This window comes from Rhizobium sp. BK212, from assembly GCF_014197475.1.
Taxonomy (GTDB): domain Bacteria; phylum Pseudomonadota; class Alphaproteobacteria; order Rhizobiales; family Rhizobiaceae; genus Rhizobium; species Rhizobium anhuiense.
The window spans coordinates 189,201-211,831 of record NZ_JACIFS010000010.1; the positions used below are offsets into that span (position 1 = coordinate 189,201).

General features: G+C 62.2%; 18 protein-coding genes and 1 riboswitch. Of the genes, 2 read left to right on the forward strand and 16 right to left on the reverse strand.

Annotation, left to right across the window (positions count from 1 at the left end):
• Positions 1-9: 9 nt before the first annotated feature.
• The 9 genes from FHT79_RS26805 to epmA all read right to left on the reverse strand — a co-directional run bounded on the left by FHT79_RS26805 (position 10) and on the right by epmA (position 12,969).
• Positions 10-3,321 carry an oligosaccharide flippase family protein gene (locus FHT79_RS26805; protein ID WP_028757750.1) on the reverse strand — a complete coding sequence of 1,104 codons (3,312 nt, stop codon included), beginning with the start codon at positions 3,319-3,321 and terminating at the stop codon, positions 10-12.
• Between the two features lie 190 nt (positions 3,322-3,511).
• Complete coding sequence (locus tag FHT79_RS26810; protein ID WP_028757749.1) at positions 3,512-4,690, reverse strand: glycosyltransferase family 4 protein; 1,179 nt, start codon at positions 4,688-4,690, stop codon at positions 3,512-3,514.
• A gap of 94 nt (positions 4,691-4,784) precedes the next feature.
• On the reverse strand, positions 4,785-7,259 hold the full coding sequence (locus FHT79_RS26815; RefSeq protein ID WP_028757748.1) for a glycoside hydrolase family 2 protein: 2,475 nt from the start codon (positions 7,257-7,259) through the stop codon (positions 4,785-4,787).
• Between the two features lie 16 nt (positions 7,260-7,275).
• Positions 7,276-8,238, reverse strand: coding sequence for a DUF1839 family protein (locus tag FHT79_RS26820; RefSeq protein ID WP_210304850.1), 963 nt, complete (start codon positions 8,236-8,238; stop codon positions 7,276-7,278).
• Between the two features lie 8 nt (positions 8,239-8,246).
• Positions 8,247-9,155, reverse strand: coding sequence for an amino acid--[acyl-carrier-protein] ligase (locus FHT79_RS26825; protein WP_028757746.1), 909 nt, complete (start codon positions 9,153-9,155; stop codon positions 8,247-8,249).
• A gap of 5 nt (positions 9,156-9,160) precedes the next feature.
• Positions 9,161-10,342, reverse strand: coding sequence for an acyl-CoA dehydrogenase family protein (locus FHT79_RS26830; RefSeq protein WP_028757745.1), 1,182 nt, complete (start codon positions 10,340-10,342; stop codon positions 9,161-9,163).
• Positions 10,342-10,593, reverse strand: a complete 252-nt coding sequence (locus tag FHT79_RS26835) for an acyl carrier protein (protein WP_028757744.1) — start codon at positions 10,591-10,593, stop codon at positions 10,342-10,344. Before FHT79_RS26835 ends, FHT79_RS26830 begins: the two co-directional genes overlap by 1 nt.
• Positions 10,594-10,858: 265 nt before the next feature.
• Entirely contained in the window at positions 10,859-11,911 is a 1,053-nt protein-coding gene (locus tag FHT79_RS26840; RefSeq protein ID WP_028758987.1) for a lysine-2,3-aminomutase-like protein, read from the reverse strand.
• The gene (gene epmA, locus FHT79_RS26845; protein ID WP_028758988.1) at positions 11,908-12,969 is read right to left on the reverse strand and encodes an EF-P lysine aminoacylase EpmA; all 1,062 of its coding nucleotides are present in this window, start codon (positions 12,967-12,969) and stop codon (positions 11,908-11,910) included. Before epmA ends, FHT79_RS26840 begins: the two co-directional genes overlap by 4 nt.
• Positions 12,970-13,116: 147 nt before the next feature.
• On the opposite strand from epmA, the gene efp reads away from it, so the two are divergent.
• The gene (gene efp / locus FHT79_RS26850; RefSeq protein ID WP_028758989.1) at positions 13,117-13,686 is read left to right on the forward strand and encodes an elongation factor P; all 570 of its coding nucleotides are present in this window, start codon (positions 13,117-13,119) and stop codon (positions 13,684-13,686) included.
• 109 nt (positions 13,687-13,795) lie between these two features.
• Here efp and FHT79_RS26855 read toward each other — a convergent pair whose 3' ends face one another.
• The 6 genes from FHT79_RS26855 to metA form a co-directional block, all read right to left on the reverse strand.
• Positions 13,796-14,524, reverse strand: a complete 729-nt coding sequence (locus FHT79_RS26855) for an SIS domain-containing protein (protein WP_028758990.1) — start codon at positions 14,522-14,524, stop codon at positions 13,796-13,798.
• 17 nt (positions 14,525-14,541) lie between these two features.
• A complete protein-coding gene (gene nagA, locus FHT79_RS26860; RefSeq protein ID WP_028758991.1) occupies positions 14,542-15,693 on the reverse strand; it encodes an N-acetylglucosamine-6-phosphate deacetylase in 1,152 nt (383 codons plus the stop codon).
• Positions 15,693-16,724 carry an SIS domain-containing protein gene (locus FHT79_RS26865; protein ID WP_028827997.1) on the reverse strand — a complete coding sequence of 344 codons (1,032 nt, stop codon included), beginning with the start codon at positions 16,722-16,724 and terminating at the stop codon, positions 15,693-15,695. Before FHT79_RS26865 ends, nagA begins: the two co-directional genes overlap by 1 nt.
• The gene (locus tag FHT79_RS26870; protein ID WP_028759060.1) at positions 16,721-17,494 is read right to left on the reverse strand and encodes a GntR family transcriptional regulator; all 774 of its coding nucleotides are present in this window, start codon (positions 17,492-17,494) and stop codon (positions 16,721-16,723) included. Before FHT79_RS26870 ends, FHT79_RS26865 begins: the two co-directional genes overlap by 4 nt.
• A gap of 130 nt (positions 17,495-17,624) precedes the next feature.
• Positions 17,625-18,647, reverse strand: a complete 1,023-nt coding sequence (locus tag FHT79_RS26875; protein WP_028759059.1) for an aldose epimerase family protein — start codon at positions 18,645-18,647, stop codon at positions 17,625-17,627.
• A 226-nt stretch (positions 18,648-18,873) separates the two neighbouring features.
• Complete coding sequence (gene metA / locus FHT79_RS26880; RefSeq protein ID WP_028759058.1) at positions 18,874-19,797, reverse strand: homoserine O-succinyltransferase; 924 nt, start codon at positions 19,795-19,797, stop codon at positions 18,874-18,876.
• 48 nt (positions 19,798-19,845) lie between these two features.
• A riboswitch (SAM riboswitch) is annotated at positions 19,846-19,923 on the reverse strand.
• 114 nt (positions 19,924-20,037) lie between these two features.
• On the opposite strand from metA, the gene FHT79_RS26885 reads away from it, so the two are divergent.
• Complete coding sequence (locus tag FHT79_RS26885) at positions 20,038-21,927, forward strand: ABC transporter ATP-binding protein/permease (RefSeq protein WP_028758628.1); 1,890 nt, start codon at positions 20,038-20,040, stop codon at positions 21,925-21,927.
• Positions 21,928-22,000: 73 nt separating this feature from the next.
• On the opposite strand, the gene FHT79_RS26890 is transcribed toward FHT79_RS26885, so the two are convergent.
• Positions 22,001-22,630: a DUF5666 domain-containing protein gene (locus tag FHT79_RS26890; RefSeq protein ID WP_028758627.1), complete on the reverse strand. Its 630-nt coding sequence runs from the start codon at positions 22,628-22,630 to the stop codon at positions 22,001-22,003.
• Between the last annotated feature and the right edge of the window lies 1 nt (position 22,631).

Below are 22,631 nucleotides of genomic sequence, written 5' to 3' on the forward strand. Positions count from 1 at the left end.
AAATTCTGCTCATGCTCTGGCGAGACGAATGATCTCGTCGAGCACGAATTTGCGCGATTGCGGCGGCGTCAGATTGTGATCGGCATCCGGCAGCATCAGCAACCGCACGTTCGGATAGCGCGAAAGCCGGGCGCCGCGCGGCCCGAAGTGGAAATAGACGTGGTCGAGCCCGACATCGCCCTCGCTGTAAATCAGTGTCAGCGGCACCTTGCGCTTGCCGAACAGCGCGAAGGAGTGCCGGACTTCGCGGGCGATATGGCGCCGGTCGGGAAGCAGCTCGAGCAGCGGCGCGATCCATGGCGACAGACGGCGGCCAGCGGCGATGACGATATTCTGCAGCGCCGCAACGACATCCACTTGGCCGCGCACCAGCCGCTTCAGCGTATCGAGCCGCGCCATGCGCTGGCCGTAATCATCAAGGCTGCGCGGAACGGAGACGACATGCTCCCTACGCACCGGTATCTTCGGATCCCAGTAATAGACGAAGGGATTGATCGATACGACAGCCTTCAAGCGGTCGTCGGCGACACCGGCGCGGAAGGCGACATAACCACCGCTGCATCGGCCCGCGACCATGACGGGACCGGCGACGACGCTTTCGAGCAGATCGAGCGAGGCGACCGCATCCGCGGTCTGGGTATCCGAATAAAGCACCTGGTCCGGCGCGTCCGGCCGCGGCGGGCTGTCACCGACATTGGCGGAATCGAAGCGCAGCGAAACGACGCCTTGGCGGGCAAGCTCGCGCGCCATATCGACCGTCGTCCGTCCCCAGCCGGCATGCCGGTCATAGGCTGTCGACAGGAAGAGCACGGCATTGCCCTTGATCTCGCCGAGCGGCCGGCTGACGACGCCGATCAGATGATCGTGGCTGCCGAAACGTACCGGCGTTTCCGCAAAACCCTCGCCGGCAAGCGGCGGATTCTCGATCGCATCAGGCGAATGGGCCGCGGATGTCTGCGTCGTCGTCGCCTCCAGCCAGGTCGTCAGCAGTTCGACGACGGCCATCGGCGTCTTGGCGAACAGCGGATTGGTGGCGAGCTCGTCATAACCTTCGAAAGCCTTTTGCTCGACATCGGCGCCAAGCGCCCTCAGCGCATCGGCAAAGCCGGTATCCTCGGCCTTGGCGGGACGTTCGAGGATCAGATAGCGGGGGGCTGCGAGCCCCTGCGGCGAGGCGATGGTAAGCTTGCCGAGCTCGGCCGCGATCTCTTCGGGCATGACGAGCCCGGCGATCTGCACCTTCGCGGTCTGGACATGCTCCTTGCCGAGACCGAGATCGGCGTCGATGATCTTCGACCACATGTTGAGTTCGCGCAGATAGGCCCGGCCGCTCAGCACCGGCGCCAGCATGACGAGGCTGTCGACGCCTTCGATCGAAGAGCCGATGCGATGGGCAAGCGTCGCGCCGAGCCCCTGCGCGATGACGATGATACGGTCGCAGCCGCTCAGCGATTTCAGCTTGGCGGCGGCGGCGCGGATCGAATTTTCCCAGGTTTCCAGCCGTGCCGGCAGCGCATCGAAATCGAGCGCATCGCCGGTGCCGCGATAGTCGAAGCGCAGGCTCGGCACGCCGATATCTGCGAAATGCTCGGCCGCGACGCGGAAGAATTTGCGGCTGCACATCTCCTCGAACCCCCAGGGGCTGACGAAAAGCACGGCGGCCGAACGTTTCTTCACGAGAGGATTCTCCGGCATGAATAGCCCGATCGTGCCGTCGAAGACAACCGGCAGGGCAGCACTGCGTCCCGCGCCCTCGGCTGGTTCGAGCGAGAATTCGCCGGGCGCGACCTTGGCGCGATCGGGATCGCCGGGAAGCCGCGGCGCGATGAAATTGATCGCGTGGCCGACCGGCCGGCGCAGCAGGGACGGCATCTTGTCGAGAATGGAGTGCATGACGTCGACATCCTCGCCCGGCACGGCGCGCAGCACGCGCAGTGCCGAGAAATAGCAGAACGCACCGGCAATGATCGCGCCGATGAGACCGGCCGGACCCCCGACGAATTCCAACACCGAAATCGCTCCGCAAGCACACAGCACGGAGGCGAGCGTCACCTTCGTCAGGCTTGCGTAGAGACCCGATAGTTGGGATCCGAATCCTGTCTGTCTGATCATCATCACCGACATTGCAACGAAGACGAGGATGCGCACGAGTGCGGCACCCTCGGCGGCAAGCCTAGGTACGATCAGTAAACAACCCGCTACCATCAGTAGGCCACCTATCATACTGATATTCAGGCGGGAGCGAGCCCTGTCCATCGACAGCAAATAGAGGCTGAGGATCTGCATGAACGTATAGGCGGGCGCGACCAGCGCAAGCAGCGCCACCACCGTCCCACTGCGGCGGAACGCTTCGCCGAACACCACGATCACCAGTTCGCTGGAGATCGCCGCAAGCCCGAGGCTCATCGGCAGCACGATATAGGCCATGGAGCGGGTGACGGCGGCGAAGACCTCGACCGGCAATGTCGAGTCGTCGCTGTTATGCCGCCGCTCGGAATAATAGGGCAGCAGGCTGCCGGTCATCTGGATCGGCAACTGCAGCGCGATATTGGCGATCGACAGGCCGACGGCATAATAGCCGACCATCTCCACCGACCAGAACTGCTGCAGGAAGAGCAGTTCGAGCCGGTTGAGGAAGATGGAATCGATGATGAACTGGATCGACAGGATGGCGGAGGAGGAGGCGAGATATTTGAGCGAGACCCCGCACCAGTCGCGCCGCGCAAGAAGGATCGGCAGCGTGGCGAAAAACAGCACGAGCTGGCCGAGCGCATAACCGACGAGGACGCCTTCGACTCCATAGAGAACGGCGCCGACGGCAACGCCGGCAAGCTGCACGATCGAAACGGCGACCGTCAGCCGGAAGAAGGCGCCGAGTTTCTTTTCGCCGATCAGGTAGAATTTGACGAAGGAACCGATCGCCTGGACGAAAAACAGCACGCCCGTGACCAGAGCGACGGATGGCGCGGTCTCCGCCCAGTGCATCTTTTCCGAGGTCAGGAAGAACAGCGCATACAGCGCCAGCAGCACGACGGTCGAGAACATCATGAAGCTGACGAGGATCGCGGCAAAACCCCGCCGGCGGCGTGTATCGTAGCCCTCCGCCGAAAGCTGCGGCAAGGTCTTCAGCAGCGTGATGCTGGAGCCGAGTTCGGCGATCGAGGCGCCCGTGACCACCAGCCAGAGCGAGAAAGCGACGATGCCGTTGGCTTCCGGCCCGAGTAGCCGCGCAGTTATGATCGAGGAAACGAAGCCCGTCAGAAGCAGCAGCATGCCTGCCGCCGCATTCATCACCGAGTTTGCGATAATACCCTTCGACATCTATCCATCCGTCAGCATCGGCCTAAAGCGCGTCACGATCTTCAGATCGCTTCTCGCACTTTAGGTTTTTGATTTTACCCATGTCGTTATCGCAAAACCGCTGCACACTTTTGCGCGCCATGCTCTAAAGCCGCATACCCGCCATCTCTAATGCGAAAATGTTAAAATAAAGCGGAGTGACGACCTCACCTTAGCTGGCTTGCATCGCCGACAGCCTCTGGAGCGCCTTCTCATAGCTGTTCTCTGCGAGGTATCTCAGCAGGAACTCCCGCGCCTTCTCGGCCTTCTCTCGTGCACGCTGGGGCGCGAGGAAGATGTCCCGCAAGTGCGCGGCCGCCGCCTCTGGAGAAGGGTCAGCCCAGACCGCGCCCGCGAGCCCGGCAAATTCGGGATGGGTATCGACGACCGGAATGAGCGGAGAGGCGACCAGCCAGCTATTATCGGGATCGCAGAAATCCACCGTGCCCGACCAGGCGGTGGAAATCACCGGCGTGCGCTGCATGATCGCCTCGGCCACCGTCAGCCCGAAACCCTCGGAACGATGCAGCGAAAGATAGGCGTCTGAACAGCGGATGAGGCCGTTGATATCGGCGTCCGACAGCCTGTCGGTGACGATCTTGATCCGGGAGTTGCCAGCGACCGAAGCGATCAGTTCGCGCAGGCCTTCATCCCTATCGATATTGCCACTGGCCTTCATCAACAGGAAGGCGCTTGGGGCTTCGGCGGCGAAGATCCTGAAGGCCTCGATGATGGCCTGCGGATTCTTCCGGTTGATCGAGGAGCCGGCACTGAAGATGAAGCTGACGAGAAAGGCGTCTTCCTCGATGCCGAATTTCTGGCGCATGCCTTCCGTCGCCGGCTTCTCCGTGACGGGATGCGGAACCACGATGACGGGTGCCGCGGTCAGCGGCGCAATCGTCCGCCGGGTGAATTCCGACGGCACGAAGACCGCATTCATGTAATGCATCGCATTGCGCCATTCCGCCGGCACAACTTCGAGCTCCCAGGCGAAATAGCCGATGTTGAAGGCGCGGGTGAAATTTCCAACGCCCTTCTTCAGGATGGCGCGCGGCAGCATCGGCGGATTGAGATGCCAGATCCGGCTTCCCGCGGGTTCGGTGGAAAGGTGCGACGGCATCCATCCGGCGAAGGCATTCTCGTCGGGATGCGTGCTGACGTCGGAAAGCGCAATCGCCCGCCCCGCCTCCGACAACGCGCCGGCGCAGAGCCTTGCCGATTCGCCGACGCCCACCGCCATCGAGAGATAGCCGACGATCTCCACCGGCTTGCGCGGATTGAAGGCAAGACGCGCGCGTGGAATCAGCCGCTGCAGGACCTGGGCGCGCAGAAAGCGGTATATCGTTCTCAAATCACGGTCTTTCCAAATGGATCGGCATCAGCCCCAGAGCATGATGCCGAAAAGTGTGCGCGGTTTTCGGACGGCAGCATGCTCTATCTCTTTTCTAGAAGGCGACACGATGCGAACTGCCTAGACTTCTGATCTCACCCGTAGGCGGAACATCGCTTTCCGCGCTCAGGAGCGCATGCAGCTTCACGCGCCGCGCCACGCCGGGAGCGAGATGGAACCAGTCGTCGTCGGCCCTATAGCCTTCGACGTCGATATGCACCGATTGCGCCAGCCGGTCGGTCCTCAGATCGACGAACCAGTCGTCGCCATCTCTGCCGAGTGACGCTTCGATCCCTGCGTCATGGAGCGCCTTCCCCCGGCCGCACGGGAAGTGGAAGCTTTCGGCGAGAATGGCGCCATCTGCCAGCGAGCGCAGACGCGCCACGCTTGCGTCGTGTGATGGTGGTCCAAAACGGAAGGCATAGGTCGTATCGAAGAAGGCGCCGAACAGCGTTGTGCAGGCAAAACGCTCCGTGCTCCTTGCCGCCAGCTTGAAGGCCATGCTGCCGCTGACGACCTGTTGCTTGCCGTCCCGCAGGCAGACGACCTCGAGCTCCACGTCGAGCGCGGCGTCCGCCTCGTTGACGACATGCACGTCGAGACCGTTGGTTCCCTCGTCGGTGAAGACCACTTGCACCGGCCGGAAGGCACGGCGCATCGCATACCAGACGGGCTTCGGCTCTCCGGTGGAATCGATCACCCCCCAGCCGGGACCGGGCAACAGGTCTTGCAGCGTCCAGACGAGCGCGCCGTTGCAGCCGGAGCCCTTGCGCCGCCATTCGGCAAAAGCCTCCTCGATCACCTCGCCGGTGACGGCGCGGGAGAGATCGAGATAACGTTCCGGATCCTCACGGCGCAATTGGGCCGGATCGAAACCGTAGAGAAGGTGCAGATAGAAGTCGCGAACATCCTCGAAATCCCACGATGCGCTGCGGTCGCGCGGCACGCGGGCCTTCCAGAGCGGGCTGTGGACGGCGGGCACGTCGAGATGACGCTGCAGCGTCCTTTGCTGCGGCACATGCGCGAAGGCGAGGCTTTCGGAGGCAAAACGCACATCGGCGCGGCGCGCATCGGCGATCGGCCGCATATAGGCGCCGACGCCGTAATAATGTGCAATTCCGGCATTGGGCGAAAAAGGCATGGCCCCGCCATAGGGCGAATTCGGGACATAGGGCACGTCGGGACGCATGCGCGCGACGACCGCCGGGATGATCTCGTCGGTGACCGGCCCGCTCCAGAATTCCGCCGGCAGGCCGAGCATCGCCGCCTGCTGGTGGATTTCGCTGCCGCCGCAGAGCACGGCCAGCGAAGGCGAAGCCTGGACGCCATGCAGAAATTCCTCGACCTCCGCATGCACATGGCCGAGAAAGGCCTTGTCGTTGCGCGGATAATCGAAATTGGCGAACATGAAATCCTGCCAGACGAGCAGGCCGAGTTCATCGCAGAGCGCGAAGAAATCCGGCGTCTCATAGGCCATGGTGCCGCCGATGCGGATCATGTTCATCCCGGCCTCCGCGGCAAGCCGCAGGAAGGGTTCGTAATCCGCCCGGCCGCCCGGCAATCGCACGATATCGGCCGTCGTCCACACCGCGCCGCGGCAGAAGATGCGTTCGCCGTTGACCGTGACCGCGAAGTCGTCGCCATCGCCACCGCGGTCGACATCGATCCGTCGGAAGCCGGTCGTCCCGAGCGGATATTCGACGCCGTCGGAAACCAGTGTCAGCTCGTAGAGACGCGGAGCGCCGTGGGTGTGCGGCCACCATGGCTCGATGTCGGGAAGCTTGAGAATAGCCGAGTAATGACTGTCGCCGACCTTCTCGAAAGGCTGCTCCATTCCGCCGCAGCGCAGCAGCATGGCGGGATCCTCGGCATTGCTATGCAGCGATACGCTGAGACGGCCGGCGCCGCTCTCCTCCAACAGGGCGCGGATGGAGACGTTGTCGATCGAGACGGGATTGCGCCGCACCATGGAAATCGGTCGCCACGGCCCGATGGCATGAATATCGGGGCACCAGCCCGGCATATGGCCGAGCAGCGTCGTGCGAAAATTCTTCAGGCCCGCCGGCGTGATCATCTGCGGCCGCCAGCGCGCGCGCGGGCCGGGCTCCGACAGACGGGGGCCGAGCGCCCGGAAGCAGAGCGCCAGTTCGTCGCCGCCCGACAGCGTCACCGGAATCTCGTGCGCCGTGAACATGCTCTCGGAAAACAGGATTTCCTGGCCGTTCAGGAAGACATGGCAGAGCGTCGCGAGCCCTTGGAAATGCAGGATCGCTTCGCCGGGCTCGGCATCGAAAAGCCGGCAGAGATACCAGGCATCCCGCGTGTTCAGCGGCTCGGGATTTTCACGGTCGAAGAGCCCAGCCTTTTCGAGCGCCGCGGCGACAGTGCCGGGAACGGGCGCGGGAATGAACTGGGCGGAAAGGTGAATGTCGTGCGGCACGGCACAGGCGCCCGGCTCCGTCAGGATCAGGTTCCAGCCTTCGGAAAGCAGGCTTTCCTCGGCACCGATGCTTGCCAAACGCCCCCGCATGGTCAGATCTCCGGCTTCAGATTCGCCCCGCAAGCGACGCCATCATGGAATCCCATGCATCGGCGGCCGGATCAAGTGCTGCCTGCAACGGCTCGAACCTCCTGCGGGTGACGGCGCGGGCAAGCTGGAACTGCACCGATTTCGCCACCTCCGAAATGCGCCTGGCATGCTCGGCGGCAGCCGCGAATTCACCGGCGGAAAGCCAGGTGAGGTAATCGGCCGCCAGCTCAAAATTGGCGCCTACCTGGCGAAGCGTGTTGAAGGCGTATTTGTGGAAGAAGCCGAACGGCCGTTCCGCTACCGCTTCGACCTGCTGCGGAAAGACGCTTGCAAAGGCGCGGATCGGGTTTTCGCGGGGACGCCTGATGAAATGAAAGCCGGCAAGCTGCCGCGCGGTCTTCCGCAGATGCGTTTCATCAGCCGGCTTTTCCGGAAACCGCGCAAATTCCGTATAGGGCAGGAACGGCGGATCGTTCTCCGTCAGATGCAGCTGGAACAGCCCGTCGAAATCCTCGCCTTCCAGGCGGAAATAACCGGCATTGTGAAAATAATCGACGCGCTTCGCCGCAACATCCAGCCGGTTGATCGCCACTGTCGTCTTGCCGTGCTCCTGCCGGTAGGCGGTGCCGCGCGTGTCCGGCATGTAGAAGGAATCCATCTCGATCAGGCAGAGACGGGCACGGGCGATCTGAACCTCGACATGGCGTTCGACACGGTCGTAGATGGCAAGCTCGGTGGCGCGAATACCGTAGAGCGCTTCGAGATCCTCGAGCGGCACCTTGAAGAAGGTGAACTGGTCGCCCTCGAAATCCTGCGTCAGGGTAAAACCCAGCATCGCCTCGGGCGCGACACCGGATGATGCCAGCACCTCGATCCAGAGATCGACATAGCAATTGGTTTCCGGCCAGGCACGCTCACTGGAATGCAGCGCATGCGCCCGGTAGGTTTCCGGGTCGATTCCCGAAAATACCGATGTCATGGATGTGCTCAGCCCCACAGCGCTTTCCGTACGCTGGCCGGCCATTGCTTCACATCGAGCCCGTGATGGTGGAAGAGGGCAAGCGCGATGCGCTCCAGCCCGAAGCCGACGCAGGCGGTGTGCGCGACGCTGCCGTCTTCGAGATTGAGACCCCATTTCGTGCCGAAGGCATCCTGATGGTAGTTGAAGCTCATGCAGGCGGTCGGATTGGCAGCCGAGGTGATCGGGATCAGCAGCTCGAATTTCAGGTTCTGGTCGCGCTGATTGTTGGCGAGCATCTTGCCGGCGCGGCCGAAGAACGGATCGTTGGCGACGTCGATCGTCACGTCGAGACCGACGGCCTTCATCATCTCGACGCCGCGATCCATCCAGCGCTGGCGGAAATCGGTGACGTGCTGTTCAGTGCCCATGCAGACATATTCGCGCATGCGGAACAGCTGCTGGCGGGCAGGATCCTTCGACGGCTCATGGCGGAAGCAATAGGATTGCAGGTCGAAGAGGCCGCCCGTCTTTGGCAGATTGCCGCGCTTGGCGACCGTCGGATAGAGCGGATAGCAGGCAGCCGGCGTCAGCACGATGTCGGTCGCCTCCTGCCCCTTGGTCCAGTCCTCGCCGACTTCCATGCATTGCAGCAGGCTGACATGATCGAGTTCGCTGCCGCAGAAACTGTGCACCGTGCCAGCCAGTTGCGGGAAGCTCTTCATGTAACCGCTCTTTTCGAAAAAGGCGCGGTTCATGCCCGGCGGGAAGCGCATCGCCTCCGCGCCGTCGGCGCCGCCGAACCTGTCGATCAGCCGCTCGAAGGCAGCGATCACGTCTTCGAACTGACCGCTGCGGCCATAGAGCCCGTCGATGCCGGTATCGATCAGCAGGCCGGATTCGAAAAGCCGGTCCAGAAACGAGGTCTGCATATCCATGACTGTCACCCCAGTAGGCTAGTGTCCTGCTTATGGACAAGAAGCATGCTCGACGTATTGCCGAGGATGCGGTCGTTCGAGATCATCAGCTGTGCGGAATGCGCGTCGCGCAGATGGCGTCCGAGGCTGAACGACGTGCCGTTCTTGTAGCCCATGATACCGCAGATCAGCATCGCATGGTTGACGATCTCCAGGATCGTCTCGGACGAGGCGATCTTGACGTTGTTCATCGCCACCGCAAAGCCCATCGAGGACAGCCTGTCGACATCGGCCTTGGCATCCTCGTAGGCCTTGAGGCCGGCAACCACATTGGATTTCACCATCTGCAGCAGGTTCGAAACCTCGGCGAGGCGCAACGCGCCCGGCGGCTGGGCATCCGGCGCCTTGCGGGCGGCGGCGCGCACGAAGGCCTGGGCACGGGCGACGGCATCGACTGCGATGCCGTACCAGACGCCACTCCACAACAGGTGCGAGGAGGCGAGCATGGATTGCGCCGCGATCTCGGCGAAAGGCTTCGGCAGGATCTGATGCGCCGGCGCCTCGCCCTTGAACAGGAAGCCGTCGGAGCAGGTGCCGCGCATGCCCAGCGTATTCCAGACATGGGTCTTCTCGAGCGTGTACTGATCCTTGAGGAAGGCCGTCAGCACCTGATCGGAGGAAGCCGCCTGCGCGTGGGCACGCGACGTGATGAGGATCGCGTCGGCATGCGAGCCGTAAGAAATGACGGTCGCATCCTTTTCGAGGCGGCAAGTATCGCCATCGACCTCGACCGCGCAGATGCTGTTGCGCAGGTTTCCGCCGATGCCGCCTTCGGTGGTGGCGGAAGCAATCAGCAGCTGCTCTGCGGCGATGCGGCGCATGAAGCTGCGATGCCATTCGCTGTCGGCGCCGTGTTCAACGAGGCTCGACAGCTTGATGTGATGCATGGCGAAGACCATGGCGCTTGCCGCGCAGGCCTGGCCGAGCATCGAGCACAATTCGGCGATCTCGGTGATCGAGGCGGATTCACCGCCGAGATGGCGCGGCACCTGGATGCCGAGCAGCCTTTCGGCCTTCATCGCCTCCACGGCTTCGTGGGGAAAGCGGCCTTCGACATCGACGGCATCGGCGTGCTTTGCCGCGATTTCGGCGACGCGGGCCACTCTTGCGACAAGACCGTCCTGCATGATCTTGACGGGGAAATTCATCAGGCGACCTTCCGGCTGTCCCGGATGAGATCGACGGTCCTGGCGATGGCCGAGATGCTCGCGAAGGATTTGCGGTTCAGGAGATTGTCGGGAAATTCGATGTCGAAGGCCTCTTCGATGCCAAGCATCAGCTGCACGGAAGCAAAGGACGTCAAACCTGCCGCATAAAGATCGGCATCGTCGCCAACCTGGTCGATCGACACAGGAAGCTTGCCGAATTTGGCTACGAGGTCGCGGATTGTCGTATTCATCCCATCACTCCAAGATTCTCATGATCCCGAACCGGCGTTCATCGCCTTGTCATGAGCGTTCTTTTAGTGCGGAAAACAGAACATTCCGCTAATTTGTTGGGTTAAATATGACTAAGGCTCACAGTTAGGATTTTAGTGATCATTCCGGCATTATCGTAAACAACGATTTTCTATCAAAGACTTAGGACAATCTTGACGCTGCGACACACAATAGCTTCTGGCGTGACGAGTACAGAAATGACACGCAAACGCGCCGCTTTTTGTCTCAATCGGCCGGCGGATAGGAATGCTCGCCGCCGCGATAATCGGTGATGGAATAACATCCGTCGCCTGTCGCCCGGATAGCGCTCCCACTGATGACGGCCTTGCCGTGACCGCCTGGAATATCGAGAATGTAAGTCGGCTGGCAGAGACCGGAAATCCGCCCGCGCAACGCCGCGACGATCTTCTGCCCCTCCTCGATCGTCACTCTGAAATGACCGGTGCCGGGCGCCAGATCCGGATGATGCAGGTAATAGGGTTTGACGCGGATTTCGACGAAGGCCTTCATCAGCGCCGCAAGCACGTCGGGATCGTCGTTGACGCCCTTGAGCAGCACCGACTGGCTGAGCATGGCGATGCCGGCATCGACAAGGCGGGCGCAGGCTGCGCGCGCTTCCATCGTCAGTTCCCTGACATGGTTGGCGTGCAGCGCCACATAGACCGTCTTGCCGCTTGCTTTCAGCGCGGCGACCAGCGCCGCATCGATCCTCTCCGGATCGACGACCGGAACACGCGTGTGGAAACGCACGATCTTCACATGGGCGATCCCGGCAAGCGTCTCCATGATGTCGTGGAGACGGCGCGGAGAAAGCACCAGCGGATCGCCGCCGGTGAGGATGACCTCCCAGATCTCCTCATGACCTCGGATATAGTCGAAAGCGGCCTGCATCGCCGTGGCATCGAGCGTGCCGAGGCCCTGCGGTCCGACCATTTCGCGCCGGAAGCAGAAGCGGCAATAGACCGGGCAGACATGCACGGCCTTCAGCAACACGCGATCGGGATAGCGGTGAACGATGCCTTCGACGGGGCTGTGGGCATGATCGCCGATCGGATCGGCGCGTTCCTCGCTGGCGATCGTGAGTTCGGCGCTATCGGGCACGAACTGCCGGGCGATCGGATCATCGGGATCGGTGCGGTCGATGAGCCTGCTGATCACCGGCGTCAGCGCGATCGCATAGCGCGCGGCAACCTCTTCGAGCGTTGCACGATCGGCAGACGCGGCGAGCCCTGCCTTCACAAGATCGTCGACGCTCTTGATCGGTTTGACGACATTCATCTTCCATACTCCGCAACCGGCGCCCAGAGCACCTGGTCGATGCGCGATGCTCCCGTTGCCAGCATCACCAGCCGGTCGAAACCGAGCGCGATGCCGCTTGCCTCAGGCATCAGCGCCAGCGCGGCGAGGAAATCCTCGTCGATCGGATAGGTCTCGCCGTAGACCCGCGCCTTCTCGGCCATCTCGATCTCGAACCGTCGCCGCTGTTCGGCAGCGTTGGTGAGCTCGCCGAAGCCGTTCGCAAGCTCGACGCCGCAGGCATAGAGCTCGAAACGCTCGGCGACCCTGGGGTCGCGTGCCGAGGGACGCGCAAGTGCCGCCTCCGAGACCGGATATTCGTCGAGGATGGTGATGCGGCCGAAGCCGAGATGCGGTTCGATCTTCTCGACCAGCACCCGGCTGAAGAGATCGGCCCAGCCGTCGTCATCGGCAACCCGCATGCCGACGCGCCTGAGTTCGGCTGCCAGATGGTTGCGATCGGTCGAACCATCGGCGGCGACCGAGGCAAGAAGATCGATGCCGGCATGCCGCTCGAAGGCTTCGGCAACGCTGAGCCGCTCCGGCCCGGCGAAGGGATCGCTCTCGGCGCCGCGATAGGCAAGCGTCCCCGCCTTTACCGTTTCTGCCGCCAGCGCCAGGATCCGCACGCAATCCATCATCAGGCTCTCATAGCTTTCGCCGGCCCGATACCATTCGAGCATGGTGAATTCGGGGTGATGCAGCGGCCCGCGCTCGCGATTGCGATAGACATGGGCAAAACATGAGATCCGTTCCTCGCCCGCCGCAAGCAGCTTCTTGCAGGCGAATTCCGGCGAGGTGTGCAGGTAAAATGGCGCCCTTTGCCCGTCCGTCGTCAGCGCTTCCGTCGCGAAGGCATGCAGATGCGCCTCATTGCCGGGAGAGACCTGCAGCACCGCCGTATCCACCTCGATGAAATCCTCGCGCGCGAAAAACCCGCGCAACGCCGCCTGGATCGCATTGCGCCCGATCAGGAACGGACGGCGATCGGCATGTACGGACGAGGTCCACCAGGGGGACGCTTTGGCCGAAGAGTTCATTCCAAGCTTTCTTCGCCGGAGAAGCCGGTATGGGGTGGCTATTTCCCGGATTTTAGGTTAGTTGCGCCCCCAAAGAAAAACATTTGCGTCTTCGGGGCGTCTCGACAGTCCTCTACGACGCCGAAAGCCGAGTTACAAGGAAGTCTTATGGTCAAGGTCATCGCCTCTTCGGTCCGCAAGGGCAACGTTCTCGACGTCGACGGCAAGCTCTACGTCGTCCTCACCGCCCAGAACTTTCATCCGGGCAAAGGCACGCCGGTCACCCAGGTCGACATGCGCCGCATCGTCGACGGCGTGAAGGTTTCCGAGCGTTGGCGCACCACCGAACAGGTCGAGCGCGCCTTCGTCGAAGACGTGAACCATCAGTTCCTCTACGAGGACGGCGAAGGCTTTCACTTCATGAACCCTGGCAACTACGATCAGGTCGTCGTCGATGTCGAGACGATGGGTGACGACAAGGCTTATCTGCAGGAAGGCATGACCTGCGTTCTCTCAATGCATGAAGGCATTGCGCTGGCGATCCAGATGCCGCGTCACGTCACGCTCGAAATCACCGAGACGGAACCGGTCGTCAAGGGCCAGACGGCGTCTTCCTCCTACAAGCCGGCCATGCTGTCGAACGGCGTGCGCACCATGGTGCCGCCGCACATCAATGCCGGCACCCGCGTCGTCATCGCCACGGAAGACAATTCCTACGTCGAACGCGCCAAGGATTGATCCTGAGTTACAACTCTTGAAGAGGCCGGCTTATGCCGGCCTTTTTGTATCCGCCTTCTTTGCAGCATGATGTTGTCCGAAAATCGCTCACACTTTTCGGCATCATGCTCTAGAGATGCGGGTTGCGCGGCCGGTATTTCTTGACGAGCTTCTGGTTGATCTCGGCCGCACCCGGCATGTTGGCGCTGAGATAAATTGGCGCATCGCCGGATTTCGAAAGCTGCGAGGCGACTTCGGCGAAGATCGCATTGATCACCGTTACCCCGACCGCCGTCGAGACTGGCCCAACCCGAAGCCCCGTGCCTTCGAGATCGACAACGGCATCACCCGGTGGCAGCCCGTTGTCGAGCACCACATCGGCCACGTCGGCGAGCCGCCGGCGACCGTTGGCGATCGCTGAGGAATAGGCGATCGACGTAATGGCAATCACCTTTGCGCCGATTTCGCGCGCATAGTCGGCCGCCTCGATCGGCGCGGCGTTCACGCCCGAATTGGAAGCGATGATGATGACATCGCCCGGCTGCATGCCGTAGCGCTCCAGCATCGGCCGCACCAGGCCCTGCGTGCGCTCATAGACCGAACTGATGACCGCACCCTCATGCAGCATGGCCGAGCCGACGAGCACCGGCACGGTGAAGGCGAGCCCGCCGGCACGATAGTGCACCTCTTCCGCCAGCATATGCGAATGGCCGGTGCCGAAAACATAGACGCGCTTGTCGCCGTGGGCAGCATCGAGGATGACGGCCGCGGCCTGCGCCATCGGCTCGGCAAGCGCCTGCTTCAGCTCTTCCAGCCGGCCGATGAGGTTGGCGAAATAGGCATCGGTAATGTCGGTCATCCCACGTCTCCTTGATTTCAGGCCGCTTCGCCGCCGAGCCAGGTAGCGGTGACGGCAAGCGCATCGGTGAGATGCACGAGATCGGCGCGCATGCCCGGCGAGAGATGACCGCGATCGGCAAGCCTGAGGAAGCGGGCGGGATAAAGGGTCGCCATGCGCAGGGCCTCGGCGAGCGTCAGGTCGAGATAGGTGACGCCGTACCGGATCGTCGAGATCATATCGACGTCGGAACCGGCGAGCGTGCCGTCGGAAAGCACCAGCTTCGAGCAGAAGCCACCCCTTTCTCGCCGGACGGTGCGCCCGTTCAGCGTGAACGAGTCTTTCTCCGAGCCGACGAGCGACATCGCGTCGGTGACGAAGAACAGCTTGCCTTCGCCGCGCTTGGCGCGCAGGGCCGTGCGCAAGGCCTTCGGATCGACGTGATGGCCATCGGCGATGATGCCGCACCAGGTCGAGGGATGATCGATTGCCGCGCCGACGAGGCCGGGTGTGCGGTGTCCCAGCTGGCTCATGGCGTTGAAGAGATGCGTGACGCCGCGTGCGCCGGCATCGAAGCGTTCTTCCGCCGCCTCGCTCGAACAATCGGAATGCCCGATGCTGACCGTGACGCCGGCTTCCGCAAGCTCGCGCACCTGGGCAACCGTCACCTGCTCGGCCGCCATGGTGACGAGCAGCGTGCCGATCTCCTCGCGTGCTCGGATGAAGATCTTGACGTCACGTTCCTCCACCGGCCGCATCAGCTCGGCCAGATGCGCGCCTTTTCTCGCCGGCGCCAGATGCGGGCCTTCGAGATGCAGGCCAGCGACGCCGCGGCTCGCCTTGACCGCCTCCTTGGCCGCCTCGATCGCGGCAATGGAGGCTTCCGATGTATCGGTGATCAGCGTCGGCAGCAGCGACGTCGTGCCATAGGGCCGGTGTCCTCCGGCGATGATGTCCATCGAAGCGGCGGAAGGCTCGTCGTTCAGCATTCGCCCGCCGCCGCCATTGACCTGCGCATCGATGAAACCGGCCGACAGAACCCCGCCCGCAAGCGTCACGACCTCGCCGTCCGGCAGATCGTTTCTTGCGACGATCGCTTCGACTCGGCCGCCGGCAGTGATGAGCGCCTTGTCGTCATGGAAGCGTTCGCCGTCGAAGATGCGGGCGCCAAGGAAGATCTTGCGGGCCATCAGACCGTCTCCGTCACCTTGAGCAGGTTTGCCGGTCTGTCGGGATCAAAGCCCTTGCGGCGCGTCACCGACTCGATCAGCCGGTAATAGACGAGCAGCGACACCAGCGGATCGACGAGGCCGCTGCCCGTGGCCGGCACGCGCAGATGGACGCCGGACAGCGGCTGCGCCGAGAAGCCGACGGTGGTGGCGCCGAGCTTCTGCAGGCGCTCCAGTGCCTGGACGTTGTTGGCGAAGGCGGCATCGTCGGGCGCAAAGGCGACAATCGGAAAGCCCGGTTGCACCAGGCGCATCGGACCATGCATCAGTTCCGCCAGCGAGAAGGCCTCGGCATGCAAGCCGGAGGTCTCCTTAGCCTTCAGCGCCGCTTCGAGCGCGATCGCGAAAGCTGGGCCGCGGCCGGCCGTATAGAGCGAGGTTGCGTTGAAGAGCACCTCCTCGGCCGCCGCCGTGTCGATCCCGGCAGTTGCCGACAGCGCCTCCGGCAGCTTGTCGAGCGCAGTCTGCAGATCGGATGCGCCGCCGATCGCAGCCGTCACCCCGGAAAGGGCGGCGACCGAGGCAATGAAGGATTTCGTCGCCGCGACGCTCTTTTCAGCACCGGCGTTGAGGCCGAGAACGATATCGGCCTGTTTCGCAAGCGGGCTGTCGGTGACGTTGACGACGGCGATCGTCGTCGCTCCGCCCTTCTTCGCCGCATCCTGCAGCGCAACGATATCGGGGCTGGCGCCCGACTGCGAGACGGTGAAATGGACGCCGCCCTTCAGATGCAGCGCGGCACCATAGACGGAAGCGATTGACGGACCGACTGAGGCGACCGGAACGCCGCAGGTGATCTCGAAGAGATACTTGAAGAAGGTGGCGGCATGGTCGGAGGAGCCGCGCGCCGCCGTGGTCACCACGCTCGGGCGGGCGGACGAAAACAGCCGGGCGATCTCGGCAAAGACCGGCTTTTCCTTTTCGAGAAGCGTGGCCACCACCTCTGGCGACTGGCCGGCTTCCTGCAGCATCAGCGACTGGTTCTCACTCATAGGTCATCTCCAATTCTCAATTCGGCAACAAAATCATAGGCATCGCCGCGATAATGCGAGCGGGTGTATTCAACGACGCGCTGGTCTTCCAGGCGCGAGACACGTTCGATCAGAAGCGCCGGCGCGCCTGATTTGACGTTCAGGATCGCCGCAGAAGACGGGTCGAGCGTAACCGCAGTGAGCCGCTGCAGCGCGCGCACGGGCCTGTGGCCGCTGGCCGTCAGCGCATCGTAGAGCGATCCCTCGCCACCGGCATCGTGCCCAAGGAACTTGATCGGCACCACGGCGCGTTCAATCGCCAGCGGCAGGCCATCGGCAAGGCGCAAGCGGTCGAGTCTCAGCACCGGCTCGTCGCCGCCGAGGCCGAGCAGGAAGGATTCCTCCGGCGACGGCGTATTGACCGCCCGCGACAATACCCGCGCAGCCGGCAGACGCCCGCGCGAGCGCATGTCGGCGGAGAAGGAGGAAAGCCGCCAGAGCGACTGCTCCATGCGTTCCACTCTGCTCGAGACGAAAGTACCGCTTCCGTGGCGCGATTCCAGCGCCCCTGAAGCCATCAGATCGCGATAGGCGGTACGCACGGTGACGCGTCCGAGCTTCAGTGCCTCGGCAAGGTCGCGCTCGCCCGGCAGCGCAGTGCCCGGCTTCAGCAATCCTTCCTGAATGAGACCGGTCAGCGTCTGCGCCAGCCGCTTGTAGAGTGGCCCGGTCAGCGCCTCGTCACGCAGGCCGCGGTTCTTCAGTTCCGCTATCAGACTGGTTCTATCCATGGGCGCACAATAGAACCTATCTAGAACCAATCGGCAAGACGGAATCGAGCATGGAAAGAAAAAACCCTCACCGGTGGACCGGCAAGGGTTTCATAGCAATCAAATTTGACAGCCGTGCGTGCGCAGAAACTCAGTTCTTGGTGAAGATATAATCCGTCTCCTGGCGAAGCACCTCGCCGGGACGCAGGACGGCATTCGGAAAACCTTGGTGATTGATGGCATCCGGCCAGACCTGCGTCTCCAGGCAGAACCCGGCGAATGGACCATATTTGCGCCCGCCGATGCCGAGCGCCTCGGTATTAAGCTTGAAGCCGGCATAGAACTGCACGCCCGGCTCAGTGCTGCGCACTTCCAGCGACACCCCGGAATAGAGGCTGCGGGCAAGCGCGACGCTCCGCTTGGCGGTGCGCTCGGCGGACAGGCAGAAATTATGATCGTACAACACTTGTTCGCTGCCGACGAAACGCTTCATCGGCGCCATCTCGCGGAAATCGAATTCCGTGCCGTCGACGGAACGGATCTCCCCGGTCGGCACCTGCTTCTCATCGGTCGGCAGATAGTGATCGGCGGCAATCATGATGTCGTGGCCAAGCGCATCTTCGCGACCGTCGAGATTGAAATAGGCGTGCTGGCAGACATTGGCGAGCGTCGGCTGGTCGCTGGTCGATTCGTAGGTGATCGACAGTTCGCCATTGCCATGCACCCGGAAAGTCGCCTGGATGGTGCAATTGCCGGGATAGCCCGCACGGCCATCGGGATCGACGATCTTCAGCACCACGCGGTCGACGTCATGCTCGACGATCGTCCAGTTGCGTTTGGCGATATTGTCGCTGCCGCCATGCAGATGCGTCACGCCATTTTCGTTCAGCTCGAGCTGATGGTCCTTTTCGTCAAGCGTGAATTTGCCGCCGCCGACACGGTTGGCGCAGCGGCCGGGGGTCGCGCCGAAGTAGGCCGAATAAAGGGGATAGCTGTCGAAGTCGTCAAAGCCGAGCTGCAGCGGAGCGTCATGTCCCTCAAGGCGCAGATCCTGGATGACCGCACCCCAGGTCATAATCTTGGCCGTCAGCCCACCGCCCTTGATCTCGACGCGATAGACGGTCTCGCCCGCCTTCGTCTGCCCGAAAACATCCCGCTTCAACTTATCCGACATCATCGACCGTCCATTCTATCCCGGCTGCCTATTCCTCATCGAAATCGATTTAGGAATTTCAGCGATTCAAACTGTTGCAGCGTCCTTGCACGGCTGACAAAGACGCGCGGGCGCTGTGGTGTTCCGGACCGGAACCTGCCCGCATTTGTTCCAAACCGCAACCGGGCGGAGTAGAAAGAAATGCCGCAGCAGCGATGCGGCATCGGCTCAAGGCGCGATGGTGCCCTCAGAGGTCCATGCCGATCTCTTCCACGTCATAGGGCGTCGTCTGGTAGATTTCGTTGATCCAGTTGCCGAACAGCAAATGCGCATGGCTGCGCCAGCGATTCTGCGGCGCAAGCGCCGGATCGTTATGCGGGAAGTAGTTGTGCGGCATCTTGATCGGCACGCCGGCATCGACGTCACGGAAATACTCGTCGGAGAGCGAGGTGGAATCATATTCGACATGGTTGAACATGTAGAGCCGCCGGCCCTTCTTCTCGTGCACGAGGCACACGCCCATCTCGGCTGATTCCATCAGGATCTCCAGGTCTTCGGATTTCTCGATATCGGCGCGGCGCACTTCGGTCCAGCGCGACACCGGCACTTCGAAATTGTCGGAAAAGCCGTTGAGATAGATGGAGGAAGGCTTCAGGTTCCGGTGGCGATAAACCCCGAAGGCCTTCTCCTTCAACTCGTATTTCGGAACGCCGTGGAAATGATAGATCGCAGCCATCGCGCCCCAGCAGACGTTCATCGTCGAATGGACATTCGTTTCCGTCCAGTCGAGGATCTGCTGCATTTCCGCCCAATAGGTGACGTCCTCATAGGGCAAAAGCTCGATCGGCGCCCCGGTGATGATGAAGCCGTCGAACTTGCGCTGCTTCACCTCTTCCCAGGTCTGGTAGAAGGAAAGCAGATGGTCTTCGGAGGTATTCTTCGCCTTGTGGCCGCCGATGCGGATCAGCGACAGCTCCACCTGCAGCGGCGAGGCGCCGACGAGGCGGGCCATTTGCAGCTCGGTCTTGATCTTGTTCGGCATGAGGTTGAGCAGCCCGATCTGCAACGGACGGATATCCTGACGGATCGCCATCGTCTCGGTCATCACCCGCACACCTTCCTGAACCAGGGTTTCGAAGGCGGGCAACGTATCGGGGATCTTGATGGGCATTGCGGTCACTCGATCAAAAACAAAAAACCGGCGGCGAAAAAAATCGCTACCGGTCCGCACGCGGCCCTTTAGCGACTTTTTTAACGTGGCTGCAAGCCGGCCGGCCAAATCACCACGGAGCACTTTAATTAGCCGCAGTCGGACCGCGAATCAATGGCGAAAGCATGCAGGCACGGCCCATGCAAGCATCATCACACTTTAATGACTGATAGAATCTGTTGATAGACCGGTAACGCCACCATGTTAATAATGGGGGCATGGGCGGTGTGGAAAAGTGTAATGGCAGATAAGATCGAGAGGAGGCCGGGAATCCGGAGGCAGGATAGGGTAGGGTATGATCTCAGCCTGACATATCGCCTCGGGGTGATGTTCTCAGCATTCTGGAATTCGGAAGTGCGTGGCAAGGTGCTGTTTCTGGCGACCGTGCTGATTCTCGTCATCTTGGCGACGTCCTACGGCCAGGTCATCCTCAATGAATGGAATGCTCCGTTCTACGACTCGCTGGAGCGCCGCGACCTCGGCGAATTCTTCCACCAGCTTGAAATCTTCGCGATGATCGCCGGCACGCTGCTGCTGCTCAACGTGCTGCAGGCGTGGCTGAACCAGATGACCGCGCTCTATATGCGCGAAGGTCTGTCGCGTGATCTCGTCGACCAGTGGTTGAAGCGCAAGCGGGCGCTGCGGCTTGCTTCCAGTGGCCTGATCGGCGTCAATCCGGACCAGCGCCTGCACGAGGATTCCCGCAATCTCGCCGAAAGCACGACAGGGCTCGTTCTCGGCCTGCTGCAGTCGACCATTCTTCTGGTGAGCTTCATCGGCGTGCTCTGGGAGCTTTCGAGCGGCTTCATCTTCCGCATCAGCGGCCATAGCTTCTCCATTCCGGGCTACATGGTCTGGGCGGCGATCTTCTATGCCGCTTCCGCCTCGGTGCTGAGCCAGGTCGTCGGCCGCAAGCTGGTGAAGCTCAATGCCGACCGGTTCTCGAAGGAAGCCGAGCTTCGCTTCACGCTGATGCATGCCAATGAGAACATGCCGGCGATCACCGTCGCCCGCGGCGAGGAAAACGAGCGTCGCCGCATCAACACCGATATCAGCTCGGTACTGAGGGTCGTCAAGCGGCTCGCCATGGCCAATACCAACCTCACCTGGGTTTCGGCCGGCTACGGCTGGCTGGTGATCGTCATCCCGATCATCGTCGCCGCCCCCGCCTATTTCTCCGGCGGCCTCACCCTTGGCCAGCTGATGATGTCCGTCGGCGCCTTCAATCAGGTCAACACGGCATTGCGCTGGTACGTCGCCAATTTCGGCCCGATCGCCGAATGGCGCGCCACGCTGATGCGCGTCACCGATTTCCGTCAGGCGCTGCTCGACATGGACGAGGACTTCGACCTGAAGGACAGCATCGCCTATGAAAGCACCGCGCCCGATACGCTGACACTGAAGGATGTGGTGATCGTCGCCACGATCGGCGAAGACATCGACGAATGCGGCGGTTTCCGCCTGCGTGAAACCAATGTCGTGATCAAGGCCGGCGAAAAAGTCATGATCAACGGCGATCACAGCGTCAATCGTAAGCTGCTGTTCCAGGCGATGGCCGGCCTCTGGCCGTGCGGCAGCGGCACGATGGGGCTGCCGCCGGTCGACGACATGCTGTTCGTGCCGCAGATCGCCTATGTTCCCGGCGGCACACTGCGCGAGGCGCTGGCCTTTCCCGAAAGTCCTGATGCCTACGAGAAAGCCGCCGTCGAGGCTGCCCTCGAGAAGGCCGGCCTGCATTCGCTGATCGCCAGGCTCGATACCCGCGCCCGCTGGGACAAGCTGCTCGACAGCGACGAGCAGAAGGCGATCGGCTTCGCCCGCCTGCTGCTCGTACGCCCGCGCTGGATCATTTTCGACGAGGTGCTGGAAGGCATGGAGCCGGAATGGCAGGAAACCATGGCCAAACTGCTCACCACCCTGCCCGAAAGCGGCATGATCTATATCGGCCGTTCCGAAGCCTATCTCGAGGTGCTGAAGCCGCGCGTGCTGCATCTGCAGGCGCTGCCGTCAAGATCCGAGGAACCGCCTGTCGCCCAGACCGGCGCCAGCGCCAGTGCAGGCGCTGCCGCCGTGCCCGCGCCGGCGCTTTGATCCGTGCCGCCCCAAAGTGTGGAGCGGTTTTGGCATAACGGAATGCGTTAAGATAAAGATTTGAGCCGGCCGCTCACATCGGCGGCGTGATGCCGTTGAGGCCGACAGCCACCTGGCTGGCCGAGATACTGCCGTCAGCCGCCTTCTCGCCGGTGACGATAACCCCGGCGCCAGTCTTCAAATCATCCTTGGTCGCCGGCGCCAGTGTCACGATCGGTGTCGCATCGGCGATCGTGATGGTCTTTTCCTTGCCCTGATAGGTCAGCGTGATCGTGTGGCCTTCGACGGATTTGACGGCGTTGCTGACGGTCGCGTTGGTCATCTGGCTGTTCGGCTGCGCATCCCAGGGACGGTTCCCCTCGCCGGTCCCTTTCATCGACGCCGGAAAGATCAGCACTTCGATCGCCCCATCCGGGCCGTTGCCCTTCGGAAGCGAGGCAACGCCGACGAAATCGCCGGGCTTGATATCCTCGACCGAGGCTTTCCGGATACCGCCGACTTTCCAGCCGGCTTTCAGCGTGATCGTCGCATCGCTGCCTTCGCGCGTCTTGACAACGAGTTGATCACCGCTGAGGCTTTCGATGGCGCCGCGAATGCGGACGCGCTGGCTATCCTGCGCCTCGACGGCCTGCGATAGGGCAAGCGCGACAATGCCGCCGGCGGCAAGGGTTGTGAAAATTTTGGAATTGGGCTTGCGAGACATA